Raw genomic sequence first — 16729 nt, forward strand, 5'->3', positions numbered from 1 at the left:
ACAAGCCGTCATAAAAACGGCCTAATAGGATTAATCACTCTTTTATGGTTACTTGACCATTCATCAGCATGGGGATAAGGAAATCTCGAAGTTTAGTTAATTTTTCGGTTTCTAGACTTTTTTCAAAAATCATTTTGTTGTAATTTGAGACAATAGCCTCATATTTTTTTAAAATACTTGAAGATGGATAGGAAAGTTGTAAAGAATGTAGATCATTTTTAGTAATAGATCCGAAAGTGGTTCCTTCAGAGTTTCTTCTTTCAAATATTGTTTTAAAGTATTTCATTACATAGAATAAAAAAACATCGAAACTTTCTTTACTATTCATTGCAGCCAGACCTCTTCCTATACAACAATCGTTATTTGCGATATTCATATCGCCTACAGGAGCTCTTACACTTAATAAAATATCTCCTTTTTTAGCCAATCTAATCGGTTGATTTGTAAATTGTCTAATACTAGGAAAAAGCCAACCAAAATCAGTTGAACCTTGAAAAAAAATAACACCATCACCATTCTCATTATATGATCCCCCATTTGGTGATTGCCCCATAGTGATATTAGCAATATCTGACAATTTTTTATCCTGCCACCCCTCAGGAATTTCACGCTTAAGCACCGAGTTATAGACCATCTTTCCACCTGATGATTTATAGGGTTTACCATTTTCATTGGGGAAATCAAACTGCACAAACCAATAGTCATATAGTGTTTTAGCCATTGATTCAAGTTCAGCGTTGATTTGATTGTTGAGCTCGATTTTTTTGTCTAAACTGCTTAATAAGCTACTAATTCTTTTTTGCTCATTAATATCAGGAACTCTTACTTTATAATCACTTAGCAGATCAAACGTTATTTGAGGGAAAGAACATATTCTATTTTCAGCTCGGGTTTGTAATACTGAAAGCATATGATCATTAGTTAAAAAATAATAAAAATACTTATTATCTACAAGTGGATTGATATTTCTTAATACCATAAGCTTAGTTGAAACGACAAAATCGTAAGTTTCATCAAAATCCACATAAGCGAACCTTTTATTTTGAGGACGTATTTCACTGAATAGTATATCGTTCTTCTTTATAGTTTTTTTGGCTTGCCCTTTTAATTGTGATAATGGTAAATAATTAATATTTATTATCTTTCCTGAATAGATATCTGAAGTGTTTAAGAACTTTAATATATCTATATCAAATTTATGTGTCTTGGAAATACTTTCTACTATTTCATCTATACGAAGATATTTACTCATATTGCACCTTTACCAAATGCTTTGTAATCTCATCTTCTAAGCGGCGAGATTCACTAAATAAGCTTTCCAAATTATCACTAAATCCTTTCATTTTTGCGGCAAACTCTTCTGGGGTAATGTCAACATAATCAATTTTGACATCAAAATATTGTCCAGCACTTAATGAGTAGTTCTTATTAGCAATCTCCTCATAGCTCACTACTACCGAAAAATCATCTTTTACTTGTTTTTGGTTAAAAGAGTCAATAATTTGTTGTTCTTCAGCTGTCGTTAAAATGGTTTTTTGATTCTTCCCATCTTTAATCTTTTCACCTAAATTGGAGGCATCAACTAGAACAACATCACTTTTATTAGCGCCATCGATAAATAAAATTGAAACGTTGGTTCCCGTTGTCGCAAAAATATTACTAGGCATTGAAACCACACCCGCTAGCATTTTATTTTCGACTAAATACTGACGAATCGCTTTATCAATACCAGAATGGGCGGTAATAAATCCAGTGGGTACCACGACAGCCGCTTTGCCTTCTGGCTTCAGTGAAAAAATAATATGCTGCAAAAAGAGCTGATAAATTTCCATCTTACTTTTGTCTTTAGGTTTGATTTTTGGAATGCCAGCAAAAAAACGTTGTTGATTTTCATCACAATCCAATTGCTTTCTAAAATCACTAAAATCGAGCTTAAACGGTGGATTAGAGACGATATAGTCAAATCGTTTTAATCGATTGCCTTCTTTATGATAGGGATGTAGTAGTGTATTGCCTTGAATCACATTAGAAATAGAAAGAACCAAACTATTCAAAATTAAGTTAAGGCGTAGAAGGTTAGATGATTTTTGCGAAATATCCTGCGTATAAATAGTACAGCGATCTTCACCAATCGCATGAGCAAGATTCATTAATAATGTACCTGATCCTGCCGCTGGGTCATAACAACTTATATTGGTTAAGGTATTTTTTTGCTCCTTAGGTACTAATATTGCTGCCATAATACGTGCCACTGAGTGAGGTGTATAATATTCGGCATATTTACCACCACTATTGCTATTATAGTCTTTGATTAGATATTCAAAGATTGTGGCATAAAAATCATAGCCTTTTGCAAAACTACCTTCAAAACTAAATTGAAAGTTCACCAGTTTATTAATAATGGCTCGACAAAATTCATCCCGCTTTGCGGGATCAGCAATAAATTGGCTGATACGATCAAAAAGAACGACCTTGGCTTCCCCTTCCGTTTTGATTGCAAAAATATCATTATTCAATGTCGCTATATTAAGCAAGGTATCATCAACTAATTTAGCAAAGTCACCTTCATTTTGCCGCTGAAACAAAAAACGGATAAAATGAATCGGCTCCAATTTAGCAATATTCCCATCCATTTTTCGCTCTAATCGAGCGAACTCATCTGCACTCATTGCTGATATACACTTATAAAACTCTTCAGCATCTTTGACTTTAGCAAGATTTTTATCTTTCTTTTTAGCCTCAGCAATAAATTGATCATTTAAAAATTTGTATAAAAATGCTTGAGTAATGATTTTAAATTCATTGCCATCGTTGCCTAACCCATAGTTAGCACAAACGCTTTTTAAATCATCAATAAGTTTTAGGGTATTAGTTTGTAACTTAGTTTCTATTACCACGAATAGGCTCCATAATTAAATTCTTTTAAATATTCATTTACAATCAATTGATTGAGGTAATTAGATGCGTTAATGCTAAGATTGATATTTTGGCATTCCACAAAATGTTCAATAATATTTGGCATAACCATTCGTTTAAAATAACTTTCGTTATCCAATATTTGTAAGTTACGCAAAACCAAATCATCCGTATTTTGTTTAACACTTAATAGTGCTTCATAAATATTGCGTTCCGATGCTTGAGTTTGATGATTTTCTAACAGACGTTTATGTAATCGGGTGTACTTTCGATCACCTTGATACTTTTTCCGAAGTAGTTCATTTTGGCGGTTAAGTTCTTTAATACGCTGATAGATATGATTTAATACTGGTATATTTTGTTTCATCTCTTCTTGTTTGATTTCACGTAAATTTTTCTTTTTGAACAGTCTTTCTAACTCTTCTTTGAGAGTGATGAATTTGGGATCTTCTTGGTCAAAATTGTTACTTAATGCTTCACGCGTTTTACGAAGTGTTTCTTTAAATTCATCGGAAAGTATTAGTTCTTCTTCCCCGACTTTGATAAATTCAAAAATAATATCTTCCAGAGCGATATTGATTAAGTTGAAATCATCACTGCCTAGTTCAATGCTTTCTTTATAATTTAAAGTAGTTAACCTATCGACCGTCATTCGATAAAGATGATTGAGCATTTCAAAATCAAGGTGATTTAAAAAAACATAATCTTGTTGTAAACGAATAATATTATAAAGGCTTCTGGCATCCTCTAACGCTCTTTTTAATATATTTAACGTTTTTTTATCATCAATTTGATTGATTTGATCACTAAAAATTTCTGCGTTTTCACAATCAAAACGGAATAATACATCTTTGATATGCTCGATTTCTGCTGCAATTTCTTCAGACGACTTAAATAAGTGTGAATAATGCTCAATCTCATCACCCAACTCTTCTTGTAGCTCATTAAAATAAGCGCGATTTGTTGCATCGAATTCTTTACGTATATCTGCAAAATCGACAACATAGCCATAACGAAAATCTTTATAAGGTCGGTTAACTCGTGTGAGTGCCTGTAGCAAGTTATGTTGGCGAATAATACGTCCAAGATAGAGCTTTTTAAGCCGTTTAGCATCAAAACCAGTAAGTAACATATTGTAAACAAATAGAAAATCAATATTTCCTGCTTTAAATTCTTCTACCAATATTTTACGATCTTCTTTGGTTCCAACATCATGTAAAATTAGTGCAGCAGAATTCACCCGACAATTTTGCCATTTTTTAGTCTCATAATGACTATTCGGTTCCGCGATTTTTAAAACAGAATAAATACTTTCATTGGCCGCCTTGAGTGGTGCTTGTCTTGACTGCCCAGCGTATTTTTCATTAAAAATCGTAAACATTTGCTTTGCTTGTTCGGCACTATCACAAATTACCATACCTCCAATTGATGCGTCATTATAGGCATGACGACTGGTTTCAAAGTCAGTAATAATGTAATCAAGCATTGGCTCGACAAAATGGGGATCGGCATACACTAAAGAACGGTTAATTTCACCTTGCTTAACTTCAATTTCATCAATCGCTTTTTGTAGTGAACATTTATAACGTGTTGCAATGTCTTCACGAATTAAACGTAATGTATAACCATCAGAAATAGAGGCATTGTAATAGTATTTATGAATATAATTACCAAATAAACGACGTGAGTTATTGTCGCCTAACAGTGGTGTTCCGGTTAGACCAATATGAATGGCATCTCGATCAGACTCAGTAAGATTAGCTAAAAAACTACCCGTGGGTTTGTAGCTGCGATGGACTTCATCTAGAAAATAAATACGCTGAATTGAAAGGTTATAATCGTTGTTTAAAATAACATCAGGATCGTCTTTAAATTTCTGAATATTAACAACCGTAATTTCAGGACGACCACTATGATTATGAATCGCTTTTTGATTTTTAATTTCTTGGCTAAACTGTTCTCGAGAATTAATAACATGGACGACTAATCCTCGGTTAGTAAATTCGCGTTGAGCTTGTTCCAGCAAATCAATCCTATCTACAATAAAATAGAACTTAGGAATAATTTGCTTTTTTTGAAAATAATCGGTTAAAAATTGTACATTATAATAGGTTAATGCGGTTTTTCCACTACCTTGAGTGTGCCAAACAATACCCTTTTTAATATTGCTATTAAGTCGCTCTTCAATAGCTTTAGTAGCAAAGATCTGCGGATAACGCATGATATGTTTTTGCAAACCATCTCGTTCAGAAACATAAGCTAAAGCATATTGTAAGATGAAAGTTAAGCGTTGCCGACTTAATAGGGACGTACAAATTCGATTAGTTGGTCGATTGGGGTCTTTATTAATATCAAATTCCGAACTGGCACGAATAACTTCCAAGTTGTTGTCTTTTAAAATGGTCAGCTCTTGTTCTTCTTTTAGTGGCTTAAGTAACGTTGAAAAGTTTAAATTCTCTTCTTCTCGGAAGTAGTTAAAGCTCAGTTTATGATAAGATGGGCTAGCATAAAATGCGCCATCAATTGGCTGCAATGCATTTTCATCATATTCCATATTATTAGAAAAAATCATGAACTGTGTAATATTAACAAAACGCCTAAATTTTTTATTCTGAAAACGTCTATTGATGCGATTATACTCATCTTGCATTCCCTTGCGATTGTTCGGTTTTTTTACTTCAATAAAAATAAGTGGTAAACCATTAATCAATAAAGTAATATCGGGCCGAAACTCTTCATCTTCGTTTTGATAGGTCAACTCTGTCACAACATGAAAGCTATTATTATTAAAATTTTCAAAATCAATCAGTTTGATACCAGAACGATTAATTAGCATTTTATAAAAAGCTTTACCAAGATCTTCATTGTCAAGGCTCAAACTAATATCTTGTAACAGACGATTAATATCGTCATGACTTAGATCTGGATTAATTCGAGACATGGCTTCATGAAATTGAATTGGAAATATGTTGGTATTTTTATCCCATTGCTGAGTTTTAAGTGATAGATATTGATATCCCAAACGGACTAAATGCAGAATAACAGGAATCTTTACACGAGTATCTTCATTAAATTTCATTATTTTTACCAATGTTGGTCGCTTTAAAAGGAGAGCTCTAGCAGTAATTATAACAAAATTTGGTAAATAGAAAAATTCAATCGAATATAGGAGAGTTGATCATTGATAAAAAATTAATAATAGACATAACGGATTGTCATAATTAAATCATCTGAAATAAAAAGTCCTAACTTTATGATTGAAAAATACTGTCAACTGTATTTGTTATGATAGTAATTGTTTAAAATAAGCGATCCCCATCATGCAAGGTGATTTCTTTATCAATGATATGTTTCTTGTGGATCTCGGTATTGCTTAGGGGATTTAGTTACTCTTCCTATCAATACTCCTTATATAGATCACAAAGAAATTGTTACACGAAATTTTGTAATATAGAATTGTGTCCTAAAAATGTACCAATTTGGGTTGGATTCACTTGCGTTAATCTGGATGGGTTACAAACAGCAAACCTTTAATTATTAATTTTTCAATTAATTAATTGTTTTAATAGCCTGCTATGGAACAATAAGTGGTGGAGCTGGCGGGAGTTGAACCCGCGTCCGAAATTTCTACATCCTTGGTACTACATGCGTAGTTTGTCTTTAAATTTCGCCTACCTGCTGCGGACAAACACGCTACCGATAGACTAGCTTGATTAAGTTTAATGCTTCCGCCCCAAGCAAGGCTTCCACACGATCTCGTTTGGGTTTGACTCCTCTTGATCCCCGTCCTACGAGCGGAGGCTAGGGAGAGAAGGCTCTATGCAGGTTATTAAGCTGCTAGTGCGTAGTTTTCGTCGTTTGCGACTATTTTTTTGCGGTTTATTTACGAGGCCTACCGCACCTCGGCATGCACCTTGGGTTTCGCAAATCCCGTCGAATCCAGAATCAGCCCCAATTGTGATAAGTAACGTAATACAATATCGGGGCATTATAGGTGAAATCAAGCATGAATACAAGTTAGCTTAGTTTGGGTTAGGCAATCAAATGTTTGTTTTATGATAGTTTTGCTCTTATTAAAAGCGTTAAATAGTTTCATTTGTAAATGTGACTTTATAACTAGCGTTAGAGGGGATGGGTTACAAAGCTGACATGATTAATTAGTGGATGTTGAAAAAGTAAAAAATTTTACTTTTTTTGAAAAAAATTTAATTAAACAAATAAAGATAAATCAAATAATTAAAAATTATTTTAATAAAATTTCAAAAATATCTGAAATTAAATTGAACTTTTTGGGTTTTTGCTTGTCTATATTAACAGATTACGTTTTTTCATTTTTTGCCCTCCACTCGAATTTCGGGTGGATTTTTTTTATCTGTCATCTTTCTTCTTTATATTTACCTATCATTATAACGACTTGAAATTGTTTGCACACAAAAGAGCATAGCGTTAGTATAAGTGCATATTCTTAAATAGCATTATTTTTAACAAAATCAAGTAAGCACTAGACATAATTTTTGTATTATTCCTAATATATTTATCAATGCCTTTAAAAAGTGAGTAAAAATTTACTCAGAAAGGGCTACATTGCTGTAAGATTGAGGTCTTTATGTTATTAACAAAAAGAACACAGGGGCATTTAATTGCATTAATGACTGTGTTTTTTTGGGGAACGACGTTTATTTCCACCAAAACATTATTAATTGAGTTTAAACCGATAGAGATTTTATTTTTTCGTTTTTTACTGGGTTATGTAACGCTCTGGATTCTATGCCCTCGTTTGTTAGTTTGGCAAGGAGTAAAACAAGAGTTCATGTTTTTATGTGCTGGATTATGTGGGATTACTTGTTATTTTTTATGTGAAAATATTGCATTAACCTATACTACTGCTTCAAATGTAGGAATTATCACAACATTAGCCCCCATATTTACTGCGCTATTAGCTATGTTTTTTCTCAAGGCTGAAACACCACCTAAGCGTTTTTACGTTGGTTGTTTATTTGCCTCGATTGGCGTTGGATTAATCTGTTTTAATGGTAAATATGTGCTTGCCATGAATCCGCTTGGTGATCTGCTCGCTATGTTAGCCTGTTTATTTTGGGCATGTTATTCGATTTTAACTAAAAAAAGTAGTCATCGAGGGTATAACACGATTTTATTAACCCGACGATTCTTTTTTTATGGTTTATTGCTCATGCTTCCAGCACTTTATTTATTCGATTTTAAACTAAATTTAGCCCGATTTAGCAATACAACCAATCTATTTAATATCCTGTTTTTAGGCGTAGGGGCATCTGCAATTTGTTTTGTATCTTGGAATTATGCGGTGAAATTAGTGGGGGCTGTAAAGATTAGCATTTATCTCTATCTGGTCCCTGTGTTAACGATTATTGGTGCGGTAATTATATTGAATGAGCCGTTTACTTGGCTTGCTGCGTTTGGCACATTATTTACGCTCTGTGGTGTGTTATTATCCGAGCGAAAAGTTAAATTAAAAAGATAGTTTGATTTATATCATTCTATCAAATCAAAAAAGTAGAAAAAAATCGCCTCTTTTTTGTTAACTAAAATTTTAGGTCATCTTAGTTTATTCGCTTATCAATGGCATCAAGCATAATTTGACCTAAATGTTAATCATATCTCAAAATAGTGTCCCACATTAAGGAAGTGATAAATCGAATGAGTCAGGAATCAAAGAAAATGGTCGATCAACAAAAAATTATCAATAATGTTCAAACTTTTGTTAAACAAAAACTTGCTGACGATTTTTCTGGTCATGATATGGCGCATATTGAAAGAGTAGTTAAATTGGCAAAACAAATTTTAAAACATGAGCCAACAGCCAATTACTTTATCGTGATTTTAAGTGCCTATCTTCATGATGTTATCGATGAAAAAGTGGTATCAGATGTGAATCACGCCATGAGTGAGTTACACGATTTTTTAATTCAACAAACGATCAGTCAAAGCGAAATTAAACATATTTTTGACATTATTGAAAATATGTCATATCGAAAAAATCTTACTCAAAAAAAAGAATTGTCGTTAGAAGGGCAAATTGTACAAGATGCAGATCGATTAGATGCCATTGGTGCTATTGGTATCGCTCGGACGTTTTACTATGGGGGTAACAAGCACAATATTATGTATGATCCCACTATATTACCCAGAACATCATTAAATGAAGAAAACTATAAACAACCTAATACAGTAATAAACCATTTTTATGAAAAACTCTTTTTACTCAAAGATAGGATGAATACACAAATTGCTAAAAAAATCGCATTAAAACGTCACGCTATATTGGTTGAGTTTGTGAATCAATTCGAAAAAGATTGGGATGGTGATGAAGAAGAGATAATACTCTAAATTAATTGATAATATCGATATGATCGATATAATTGATCAATAATCTGAATAAAATAGAAGGGGTTATCATGACGATTTCGATCAACAGTAAAGTAATGCTTAGTCATCATGTAGCAATGCAGCAACTCGGTTTTGGCACTTATCAATTAACTGATTTTGATGAATTATCATGTGCAGTAAATGCGGCTATTAATGCGGGGTATCGAGCGTTTGATACCGCTCAGCTTTACCAGAACGAAAAGCAACTCGGGCAAATTCTTAAAGATTGCCATGTCGCACGTGATAAATTGTTTATTACCACTAAAATCAATAATAGCAATCAAGGTTATGATAAAACATTAGCGGGTTTTGATCAGTCGCTAAAAGATTTACAGCTTGATTACCTCGATCTTTTTTTAGTTCACTGGCCATTAAGTGACACTTTTTTTGATACATGGAAGGCATTCGAAAAACTGTATGAAGAAAAGCGTGTGCGGGCAATCGGCGTTTGTAATTTTCAAATCTCACATTTAGAATTACTCTCAACCAAAGCAAATATTAAACCCATGCTTAATCAAATCGAGATTCATCCTTATTTAACTCAAATCGAATTAGTGGAATATTTACGACAACAAAAGATTGCTATTGAAGCTTGGTCACCGTTGGCTCGTAACAAAGTCATTAATGATCCGCTTCTTATTAAAATTGGTAATAAATATCAGAAATCAGCATCACAAGTGACATTACGCTGGCATATTCAAAATGGTTACATTGTGATCCCTAAATCAGCACATCCGGATCGAATTATGCAGAATGCTAATATTTTTGATTTCGAACTCACTTCAGATGAAATACAAGCGATTAATGGACTTAACCAAAATCAACGCGTAGGGCCGAATCCAGATAACGTTTATCAAAAAAATGGTTTTTGATGGTAAAAGATAAGATCTCTCTTATCGAGAGATCATGAATCAGTAAGGAATGGGCGCCCCAACTAAGGATAGAACAATCGGTAGGGTAATTAAACTGATTAAAGTACTGAAAAAAGTGGCACTTGATACAAGTTCAGGGTGCGTGTCAAATTGTACCGACATTAATGTCGTGTTTGCCGCACTTGGCATTGCCGCTAGTACTATTAGCACTTGCTTATATACCGGTGCAATAGGCATGAAGTAGACCATGGCACAAGCAACAATTGGCGATAGAATCATCCTTGTGAGGAGTGCAAAAGATAATTTAGGATAATCCAGTTGGGTGATTTTTATTTTTGCTAATTGCATACCTAATATAATCATAATCACCACGATAGATGCGTCACCAATCATCCCAATGGACGTCATAATCGATTTAGATAGAGGAATGTTACAAAGTTGAAAAAGGATACCTAAAAACGCCCCATACGCCACAGGCATGCGAATAACTTTGTTAATGACATCTTTTTGCGTAACGATATCATCTCGTGCGCTACCTTTTGCCGCATAATAGATACCAACAGTACTCATGACAAATTGTTGTAGCACCATCATAATTACGCCCAGATCAAATCCTATTGTGCCAAAAAAGACAAGCAATACGGGTGTGCCATAATTACCATTGTTCATAAAGCAAGCGCTTAAAATCATTGCACAGCGTTCTTTGCTGGAATATTTCATCAAAATAGACCAAATCGAAATAATGATGACTAGAGCAAAACAGAGACCAAAAATATAGCAAATATAGAATAAGTATTCTGTTGTTAAGGTATGTGTATAAAATGTTTTAAATGCCAAAAAGGGTGAAAGCACATACAGTGACATTTTGGACAGGTTTGCCACATCAAAATGTAATTTTTTCTGCGCAATAAATCCCACCACGAAAATACAAAAAATAGGAAACAAAATAGTAAAAAATTGCATAGTTATTATCTTTAATTTATGTGATTAATTCATTGCATCGAGCGCAACAATGATGGATTGTTTTAGTTTATGGCAAGTATCATCATCAAGGGCATGGTTATGTTTGTCGGTCAAAATAAACAGATCCTCGATATGTTCGCCGATAGTGGCAATTTTGGCACTCCTTAAAGATATTTCTAAGTTCGCAAAAACTTCTCCAACACAAGCTAAAAGTCCAGGTCTGTCTAAAGCAATCAATTCCATATAGGTTTGACTTTCGTTAAAGGATGATAAAAAGTTAATTTGTGTCGGCACTGAAAAATAGCGTAATCGTTGTTTAGGCGGTTTTACCGTAACACCTTTATAAGTCGGTTGTTGTAATGTTTTTTCAAGTGCATTTATTATACCTTCATGGCGATCAGATTGAACGGTATTGCCGTTAGGTTCCAGTACAATAAAGGTATCAAGCGCAAATCCTTGTTTATTAGTGATGATAAGCGCTTCAAGTATATTTAAATTGTGCATACTTAAGTTGTTGCAGACGGTAGCAAACAAATAAGGTCGGTCTGGTGAGTAAATAACGATTTCTGTACCACCATGATACGGCGTCGGATTGATCATAACTAGTGTTTGCGTTAAGTCGTGGTTTAACAAATTTTGAGCATGCCACACAATCTGTTCGGTAGTGTAGCGCAAAAAGTAATCCACCCGATAGTTTAGCCAAAAGTTTTTGATGTGTTGCTCATCATAATTTTGAGCGATTAAGATGGATAGTGCTTCTTGCTTGTGTTGACGAGCAATACTCCGCTGTTCCGGTATTTGGTTTATTCCAATATCAAATAAGTGTTCGGCATTAAAATACAGTTGACGTATTAAGCTTTGTTTCCAACTGTTCCAAAGTGTTTCGTTCGTCGCACACACATCAGCAACGGTTAAGCAGAGTAAATATTGAAGGCGACGCCGACTTTTAACTTGTTGAACAAATTCTTGAATCACAGCAAGATCTTGTAAGTCTCGATTTTGTGCCGTGACTGACATCAGTAAATGATAGCGTACTAACCAAATAATCAGATCAGTATCTTTTGTTTCAAGCTCATGTAATTGACAAAATTTTTCAACTAATTTAGCACCAATTTCAGAATGATCACCATGTCGACCTTTACCGATATCATGAAATAAACCCGTAATAATTAACAGTTCAGGTTTGGATAATTTAGCAAAAACGTTTGAGCTATTAGGATGCTTTTGTTTCCCTTGTTCTGATTTTAAACTATCAAGCTCTATTAATAATCGTACCGTATGTTCATCAACTGTATAGGTATGAAATAGATCAAATTGCATCATACCAGCGATATGTTTCCAACCAGGTATATAGACCGCTAAAATACCATAACGATGCATGGGTAAAATTGCTTTTGCAATGGCATCCGGATGCTTAATGATTAACATAAATAGTGTTCTGGCTTTAGGCTGTTCACATAATAATGTGGTAAGTTTTCGCCTTGCAGAGCGTAACTGACGAATGGTATTAGAATAGAGACCGATGATTTGAGGATTGAGCAAAATGGTGTAAAACAGTTGCAGTATCATTGTCGGATCTTTTTTAAAGATACTATCATCTTTTACATCAATTAATTTTTCTCGGATTTGAAAGTGTTCATCGATAGCATAGGGTTTATTGCTTGGATTAACTTCAAGAATAGATTCATCAAATAATTGAAGTAACATCTGATTGAGTTCAGTAACGTTGTGTGCAATTCGGTAGTAATCATGCATCATTTGTTCAACAGGTGCATTTCCTTGACCTTGATAGCCTAAAAGCTTGGCGATACTTAATTGACGATCAAAAAGCAATCGGTTGTCATAGCGAGTAATGACACTGTGAAGGGCAAAACGAATACGCCATAAAAATTTACGACAAGTTCTAAATTCGTCTACCTCTTCTGGAGTGAGGTAATGAAAATCAGCAATTTTTTGCAAAAATTCATCGCCAAAGTGACGAATCGCAATCCATTGAATAATTTGCATATCCCGTAGACCGCCCGGACTATTTTTTAAATCAGGTTCAAGATTATAAGTTGTACTGTGATATTGCTGATGCCGGGCTTGTTGTTCGGCAATTTTAGCACGATAAAAAGCAGGAGAAGGCCAAATTTTATCACTAAAAATGTGTTGTCGAAGGGTTTGTAATAATGGATTATTACCCGCAACCCATCTTGATTCAATTAAATTGGTCATGATAGTAATATCGTTTTTAGCTTCTTGCAAACACGTTTTTAGCGTTCTGACACTATGACCTATATCCAAATGAAGATCCCAAAGCAGCCGTACTAACTTGCCGATTTGTTTTTCGATGTCATAATTAAGCGGGTAATCACTTAATATCAAAATATCAATATCTGACAAAGGGTGTAGCTCTGCTCGCCCATACCCCCCGACAGCGATTAATGCAATACGATTATTTTTTAAAGCTGATGAAGTTTGATCGGGAATTTGAAAATAGCACCATAATCGTGCAAGTAATTTATCGATAAATTGACTGCGTAGATGCACTAATTCATCAATATCTGCATTTTGTTTAAATTGCTTCATCGACCATTGTTGAAATTGGTCAAGGTGTTGTTTGAGAAAGTTAATATTTATCTCAGTATCACTAAAATCAAGTGGTGAAATAGGATAAATTAAATGCACTTGCGTCATAGGAATAAAATTAAGACCATTCAATAATCATATCGTCACCTGATTTTCACAGACTGTCAAGCAACAGTTTAGTTTGTTGCTTGAACTTTTGTTTTAATTTTTTACACGGTCACAATTTATTTCTACATTCATTTTTCGATTTGCGTTTGGAGCATTATCGATAAGAATTTCAGTTACTTCCGTTGTTTTGAATTTGTCTGGTGATAAATAGTTCATGGTCTTTTGCGTTTTTGATGTAACACCATTATTGGATTTTATATCCATTGAATCATTATAATAAGCTTTTAAATTATATGGATAAGATGTATCTGTACCAAAATTGAAAAATAAGGTATTGTCCTTCATAAAATACCTAATCATCCCTTTATCTTGTTTGAGTGGTGCATAGTCAGAAAATTTACCATTTTCCCATTTTGCCTCTTGCCCTGAAAATGTGCAATCCCACTCACCAATAAGCATTTCTTCAGTTACTTTTTTTTCACCACAACCAACCAAAACTAAACCGACAAGACTACTCAATAAAAGTTTTTTCATATTAAAACCTATAATTAATGTAAGTAAAAATGAAGTAAGTTTTTTCAAGATCGATGAATAGTACTGTTTCAAACGTTAGTGCAACTACAATATAACACAGTTTTATTTAATTATGCTTCAAATATTGATAGTAATTAACACGAAAACATTTACTGTTATCTATTATGATTTATACCCCAAAAAAACAACATAATTTCGTCAAGCTAAATAGCAATTCGATGGTTTTTACCTTACATTTTAAATATCATAAACTAAATAAAAGCGTTGATAGGCTTTTATTTTAGTTATAGCTAATTTTTTGTATCGATTGAATCATTAGCATTTTCATAAACTAAAGCGGAACCCTTAGTTAATATTGCAGATACCGAAACATCAGATAATTTTATCGTATGCTGACCTGGTTTTAAATCATACTTAGATACAGGAATCGCATTGTTATCAAGATAGATAGCATAACCAATAATTTGTTGTGCTTGATTCAAATCATTATTGACGTTAATACTGATTGATGTATTGATTTTGCGAAATGTCGAATTTTGGTGATTACTGATCTTTTGTTCTAATTTTTTTGACATTTCAACAACCATACCACCTGACTCGTTATTGCGTATTTGGATATCACCATTACCCGTTTTTCCTCCTACCATAATCGGTATTTCAAATACTGCTTTAGAATCCATTTTTTCTCGATAACATTCAATATATTTTGCATCCGCAAAAATTTTTTGAATTTCATTTTTTGCTTTTATTAACGTGGATGATTCTTGTCGTGAATCTTTAAAGTCAGTACATGATGAAACTTCAATCAATATTTTTGACTGTACGGTTTTTGCTGTTTCACTTTGCACGTCGCTAAGGTTTACTGTCGGTGCTAATTCAACTTTACAACCTGATAGTAACGTAATAGCAATTAAACTTATCATGAATTTATTCATTTTACTTCTTACTTCCTTTTGATTTATTTAACTAATATTGGTTAAATAATACAATTAAAAAGATTATTAATCAAACATTAAGAAATGTAATATAAATTAAAAAAAGAAATTGGATTGTAATTATTTGGATTTGGTTAACCAATGAAGGCAAAACATGCACAGGCTTTAGTACTAAACCTGTGCAAGTCAGGATAGGAAGTTTTAATGACAGCGTAAATTATAAAGTAAAATCACTCAAATCATCTTCATTGATTTCAGAATCAATTTGACCAACTAGATAAGAGCTCATTTCGGCTTCTTGTGGCGCAACTTGTACATTGTCGGATACTAACCAGTTATTGATCCATGGAATCGGGTTAGATTTTACTTCGTAAGGCAATTTCAATCCGACCGCTTGCATACGAATATTGGTGATGTATTCAACATATTGACATAAAATATCTTTATTTAAGCCAATCATTGAACCGCCTTCAAATAAGTATGTTGCCCACTCTTTTTCTTGATTCGCTGCTTGTAAAAACAGGTCATAGCAGTCTTGTTCACACTCTTTTGCGATTTCAGCCATTTCAGGATCATCTTCACCACTACGAAGCGTATTAATCATAAATTGAGTTCCCGTTAAGTGTAGGGCTTCATCACGGGCAATGAGTTTGATGATTTTTGCATTTCCTTCCATTAGTTCTCGTTCAGCGAAAGCAAATGAACAAGCAAAGCTGACATAAAAACGAATGGCCTCAAGGGCATTAACACTCATTAAGCAAAGGTACAGTTTCTTTTTCAATTCACGTAAGCTTATAGTAATGGTTTTATTGTTAACCGTGTGATTCCCTTCACCCAATAAGTTGTAATAGCTTGCATAACTAATCAGATCATCATAATAACCCGCAATGTCACCCGCACGTTTTTGGATCTCTTTATTTGTCACAATGTCATCAAATACCACTGAGGGATCATTGACAATGTTACGTATGATGTGTGTGTAAGAGCGAGAGTGAATTGTTTCTGAAAACGACCACGTTTCTACCCAAGTTTCAAGTTCAGGAATTGAAATTAAAGGGAGTAAAGCAACGTTTGGACTACGACCTTGAATCGAATCCAGTAACGTTTGGTATTTTAAATTACTGATGAAAATATGTTTTTCATGTTCGGGTAGTGCCGCATAGTCAATGCGGTCTTGAGATATATCGACTTCTTCCGGACGCCAAAAAAAAGAAAGTTGCTTTTCGATTAATTTTTCGAACATTTCATATTTTTGTTGGTCATAACGCGCCACATTAACAGGTTGACCAAGAAACATGGGTTCTTTAAGCTGATCGTTATGTACATGCGAAAAGGTACTGTAATTCATATTCATAATCGTACTCCTAACTGAATTTAGTTACTTTTACCACTACCTGTCGACAGCGGAAAAGGGGCAATATTGGG

At 33.7% G+C, this 16729-nt stretch carries 11 protein-coding genes and 1 other RNA gene; 3 read left to right on the forward strand and 9 right to left on the reverse strand.

Annotation, left to right across the window (positions count from 1 at the left end):
- Nucleotides 1-34 precede the first annotated feature (34 nt).
- The 4 genes from ACGH6P_RS00890 to ssrA all read right to left on the reverse strand — a co-directional run bounded on the left by ACGH6P_RS00890 (nucleotide 35) and on the right by ssrA (nucleotide 6869).
- Nucleotides 35-1252, reverse strand: a complete 1218-nt coding sequence (locus ACGH6P_RS00890) for a restriction endonuclease subunit S (protein ID WP_411596502.1) — start codon at nucleotides 1250-1252, stop codon at nucleotides 35-37.
- Nucleotides 1245-2897, reverse strand: a complete 1653-nt coding sequence (locus ACGH6P_RS00895) for a class I SAM-dependent DNA methyltransferase (RefSeq protein WP_411596503.1) — start codon at nucleotides 2895-2897, stop codon at nucleotides 1245-1247. The genes ACGH6P_RS00890 and ACGH6P_RS00895 overlap by 8 nt, the downstream gene beginning before the upstream one ends.
- Nucleotides 2891-5995 carry a type I restriction endonuclease subunit R gene (locus tag ACGH6P_RS00900; protein ID WP_411596504.1) on the reverse strand — a complete coding sequence of 1035 codons (3105 nt, stop codon included), beginning with the start codon at nucleotides 5993-5995 and terminating at the stop codon, nucleotides 2891-2893. The genes ACGH6P_RS00895 and ACGH6P_RS00900 overlap by 7 nt, the downstream gene beginning before the upstream one ends.
- A gap of 509 nt (nucleotides 5996-6504) precedes the next feature.
- Nucleotides 6505-6869, reverse strand: a transfer-messenger RNA (tmRNA) gene (gene ssrA / locus ACGH6P_RS00905).
- A 653-nt stretch (nucleotides 6870-7522) separates the two neighbouring features.
- Here ssrA and ACGH6P_RS00910 point away from each other — a divergent pair.
- From ACGH6P_RS00910 to ACGH6P_RS00920, 3 genes are all read left to right on the forward strand, one after another.
- Entirely contained in the window at nucleotides 7523-8416 is an 894-nt protein-coding gene (locus ACGH6P_RS00910; protein WP_267349843.1) for a DMT family transporter, read from the forward strand.
- A 176-nt stretch (nucleotides 8417-8592) separates the two neighbouring features.
- Nucleotides 8593-9282 carry an HD domain-containing protein gene (locus ACGH6P_RS00915; protein ID WP_267359342.1) on the forward strand — a complete coding sequence of 230 codons (690 nt, stop codon included), beginning with the start codon at nucleotides 8593-8595 and terminating at the stop codon, nucleotides 9280-9282.
- Between the two features lie 68 nt (nucleotides 9283-9350).
- The gene (locus ACGH6P_RS00920) at nucleotides 9351-10193 is read left to right on the forward strand and encodes an aldo/keto reductase (protein WP_411596505.1); all 843 of its coding nucleotides are present in this window, start codon (nucleotides 9351-9353) and stop codon (nucleotides 10191-10193) included.
- A gap of 39 nt (nucleotides 10194-10232) precedes the next feature.
- On the opposite strand, the gene ACGH6P_RS00925 is transcribed toward ACGH6P_RS00920, so the two are convergent.
- The 5 genes from ACGH6P_RS00925 to nrdB all read right to left on the reverse strand — a co-directional run bounded on the left by ACGH6P_RS00925 (nucleotide 10233) and on the right by nrdB (nucleotide 16652).
- Nucleotides 10233-11156, reverse strand: a complete 924-nt coding sequence (locus tag ACGH6P_RS00925; RefSeq protein WP_267349837.1) for an AEC family transporter — start codon at nucleotides 11154-11156, stop codon at nucleotides 10233-10235.
- Nucleotides 11157-11180: 24 nt separating this feature from the next.
- Entirely contained in the window at nucleotides 11181-13859 is a 2679-nt protein-coding gene (glnD, locus tag ACGH6P_RS00930; protein WP_411596506.1) for a bifunctional uridylyltransferase/uridylyl-removing protein GlnD, read from the reverse strand.
- Between the two features lie 69 nt (nucleotides 13860-13928).
- Nucleotides 13929-14369 (reverse strand): hypothetical protein, encoded by a 441-nt coding sequence (locus tag ACGH6P_RS00935; protein ID WP_411596507.1) that lies wholly within the window; start codon nucleotides 14367-14369, stop codon nucleotides 13929-13931.
- 290 nt (nucleotides 14370-14659) lie between these two features.
- Nucleotides 14660-15304 (reverse strand): hypothetical protein, encoded by a 645-nt coding sequence (locus tag ACGH6P_RS00940; RefSeq protein WP_411596508.1) that lies wholly within the window; start codon nucleotides 15302-15304, stop codon nucleotides 14660-14662.
- Nucleotides 15305-15521: 217 nt separating this feature from the next.
- Nucleotides 15522-16652 carry a class Ia ribonucleoside-diphosphate reductase subunit beta gene (nrdB, locus tag ACGH6P_RS00945; protein ID WP_411596547.1) on the reverse strand — a complete coding sequence of 377 codons (1131 nt, stop codon included), beginning with the start codon at nucleotides 16650-16652 and terminating at the stop codon, nucleotides 15522-15524.
- Nucleotides 16653-16729: the final 77 nt, after the last annotated feature.

This window comes from Gilliamella sp. CG25 (assembly GCF_046635705.1).
In the GTDB taxonomy this organism is placed as follows: Bacteria; Pseudomonadota; Gammaproteobacteria; order Enterobacterales; family Orbaceae; genus Gilliamella; species Gilliamella apicola_I.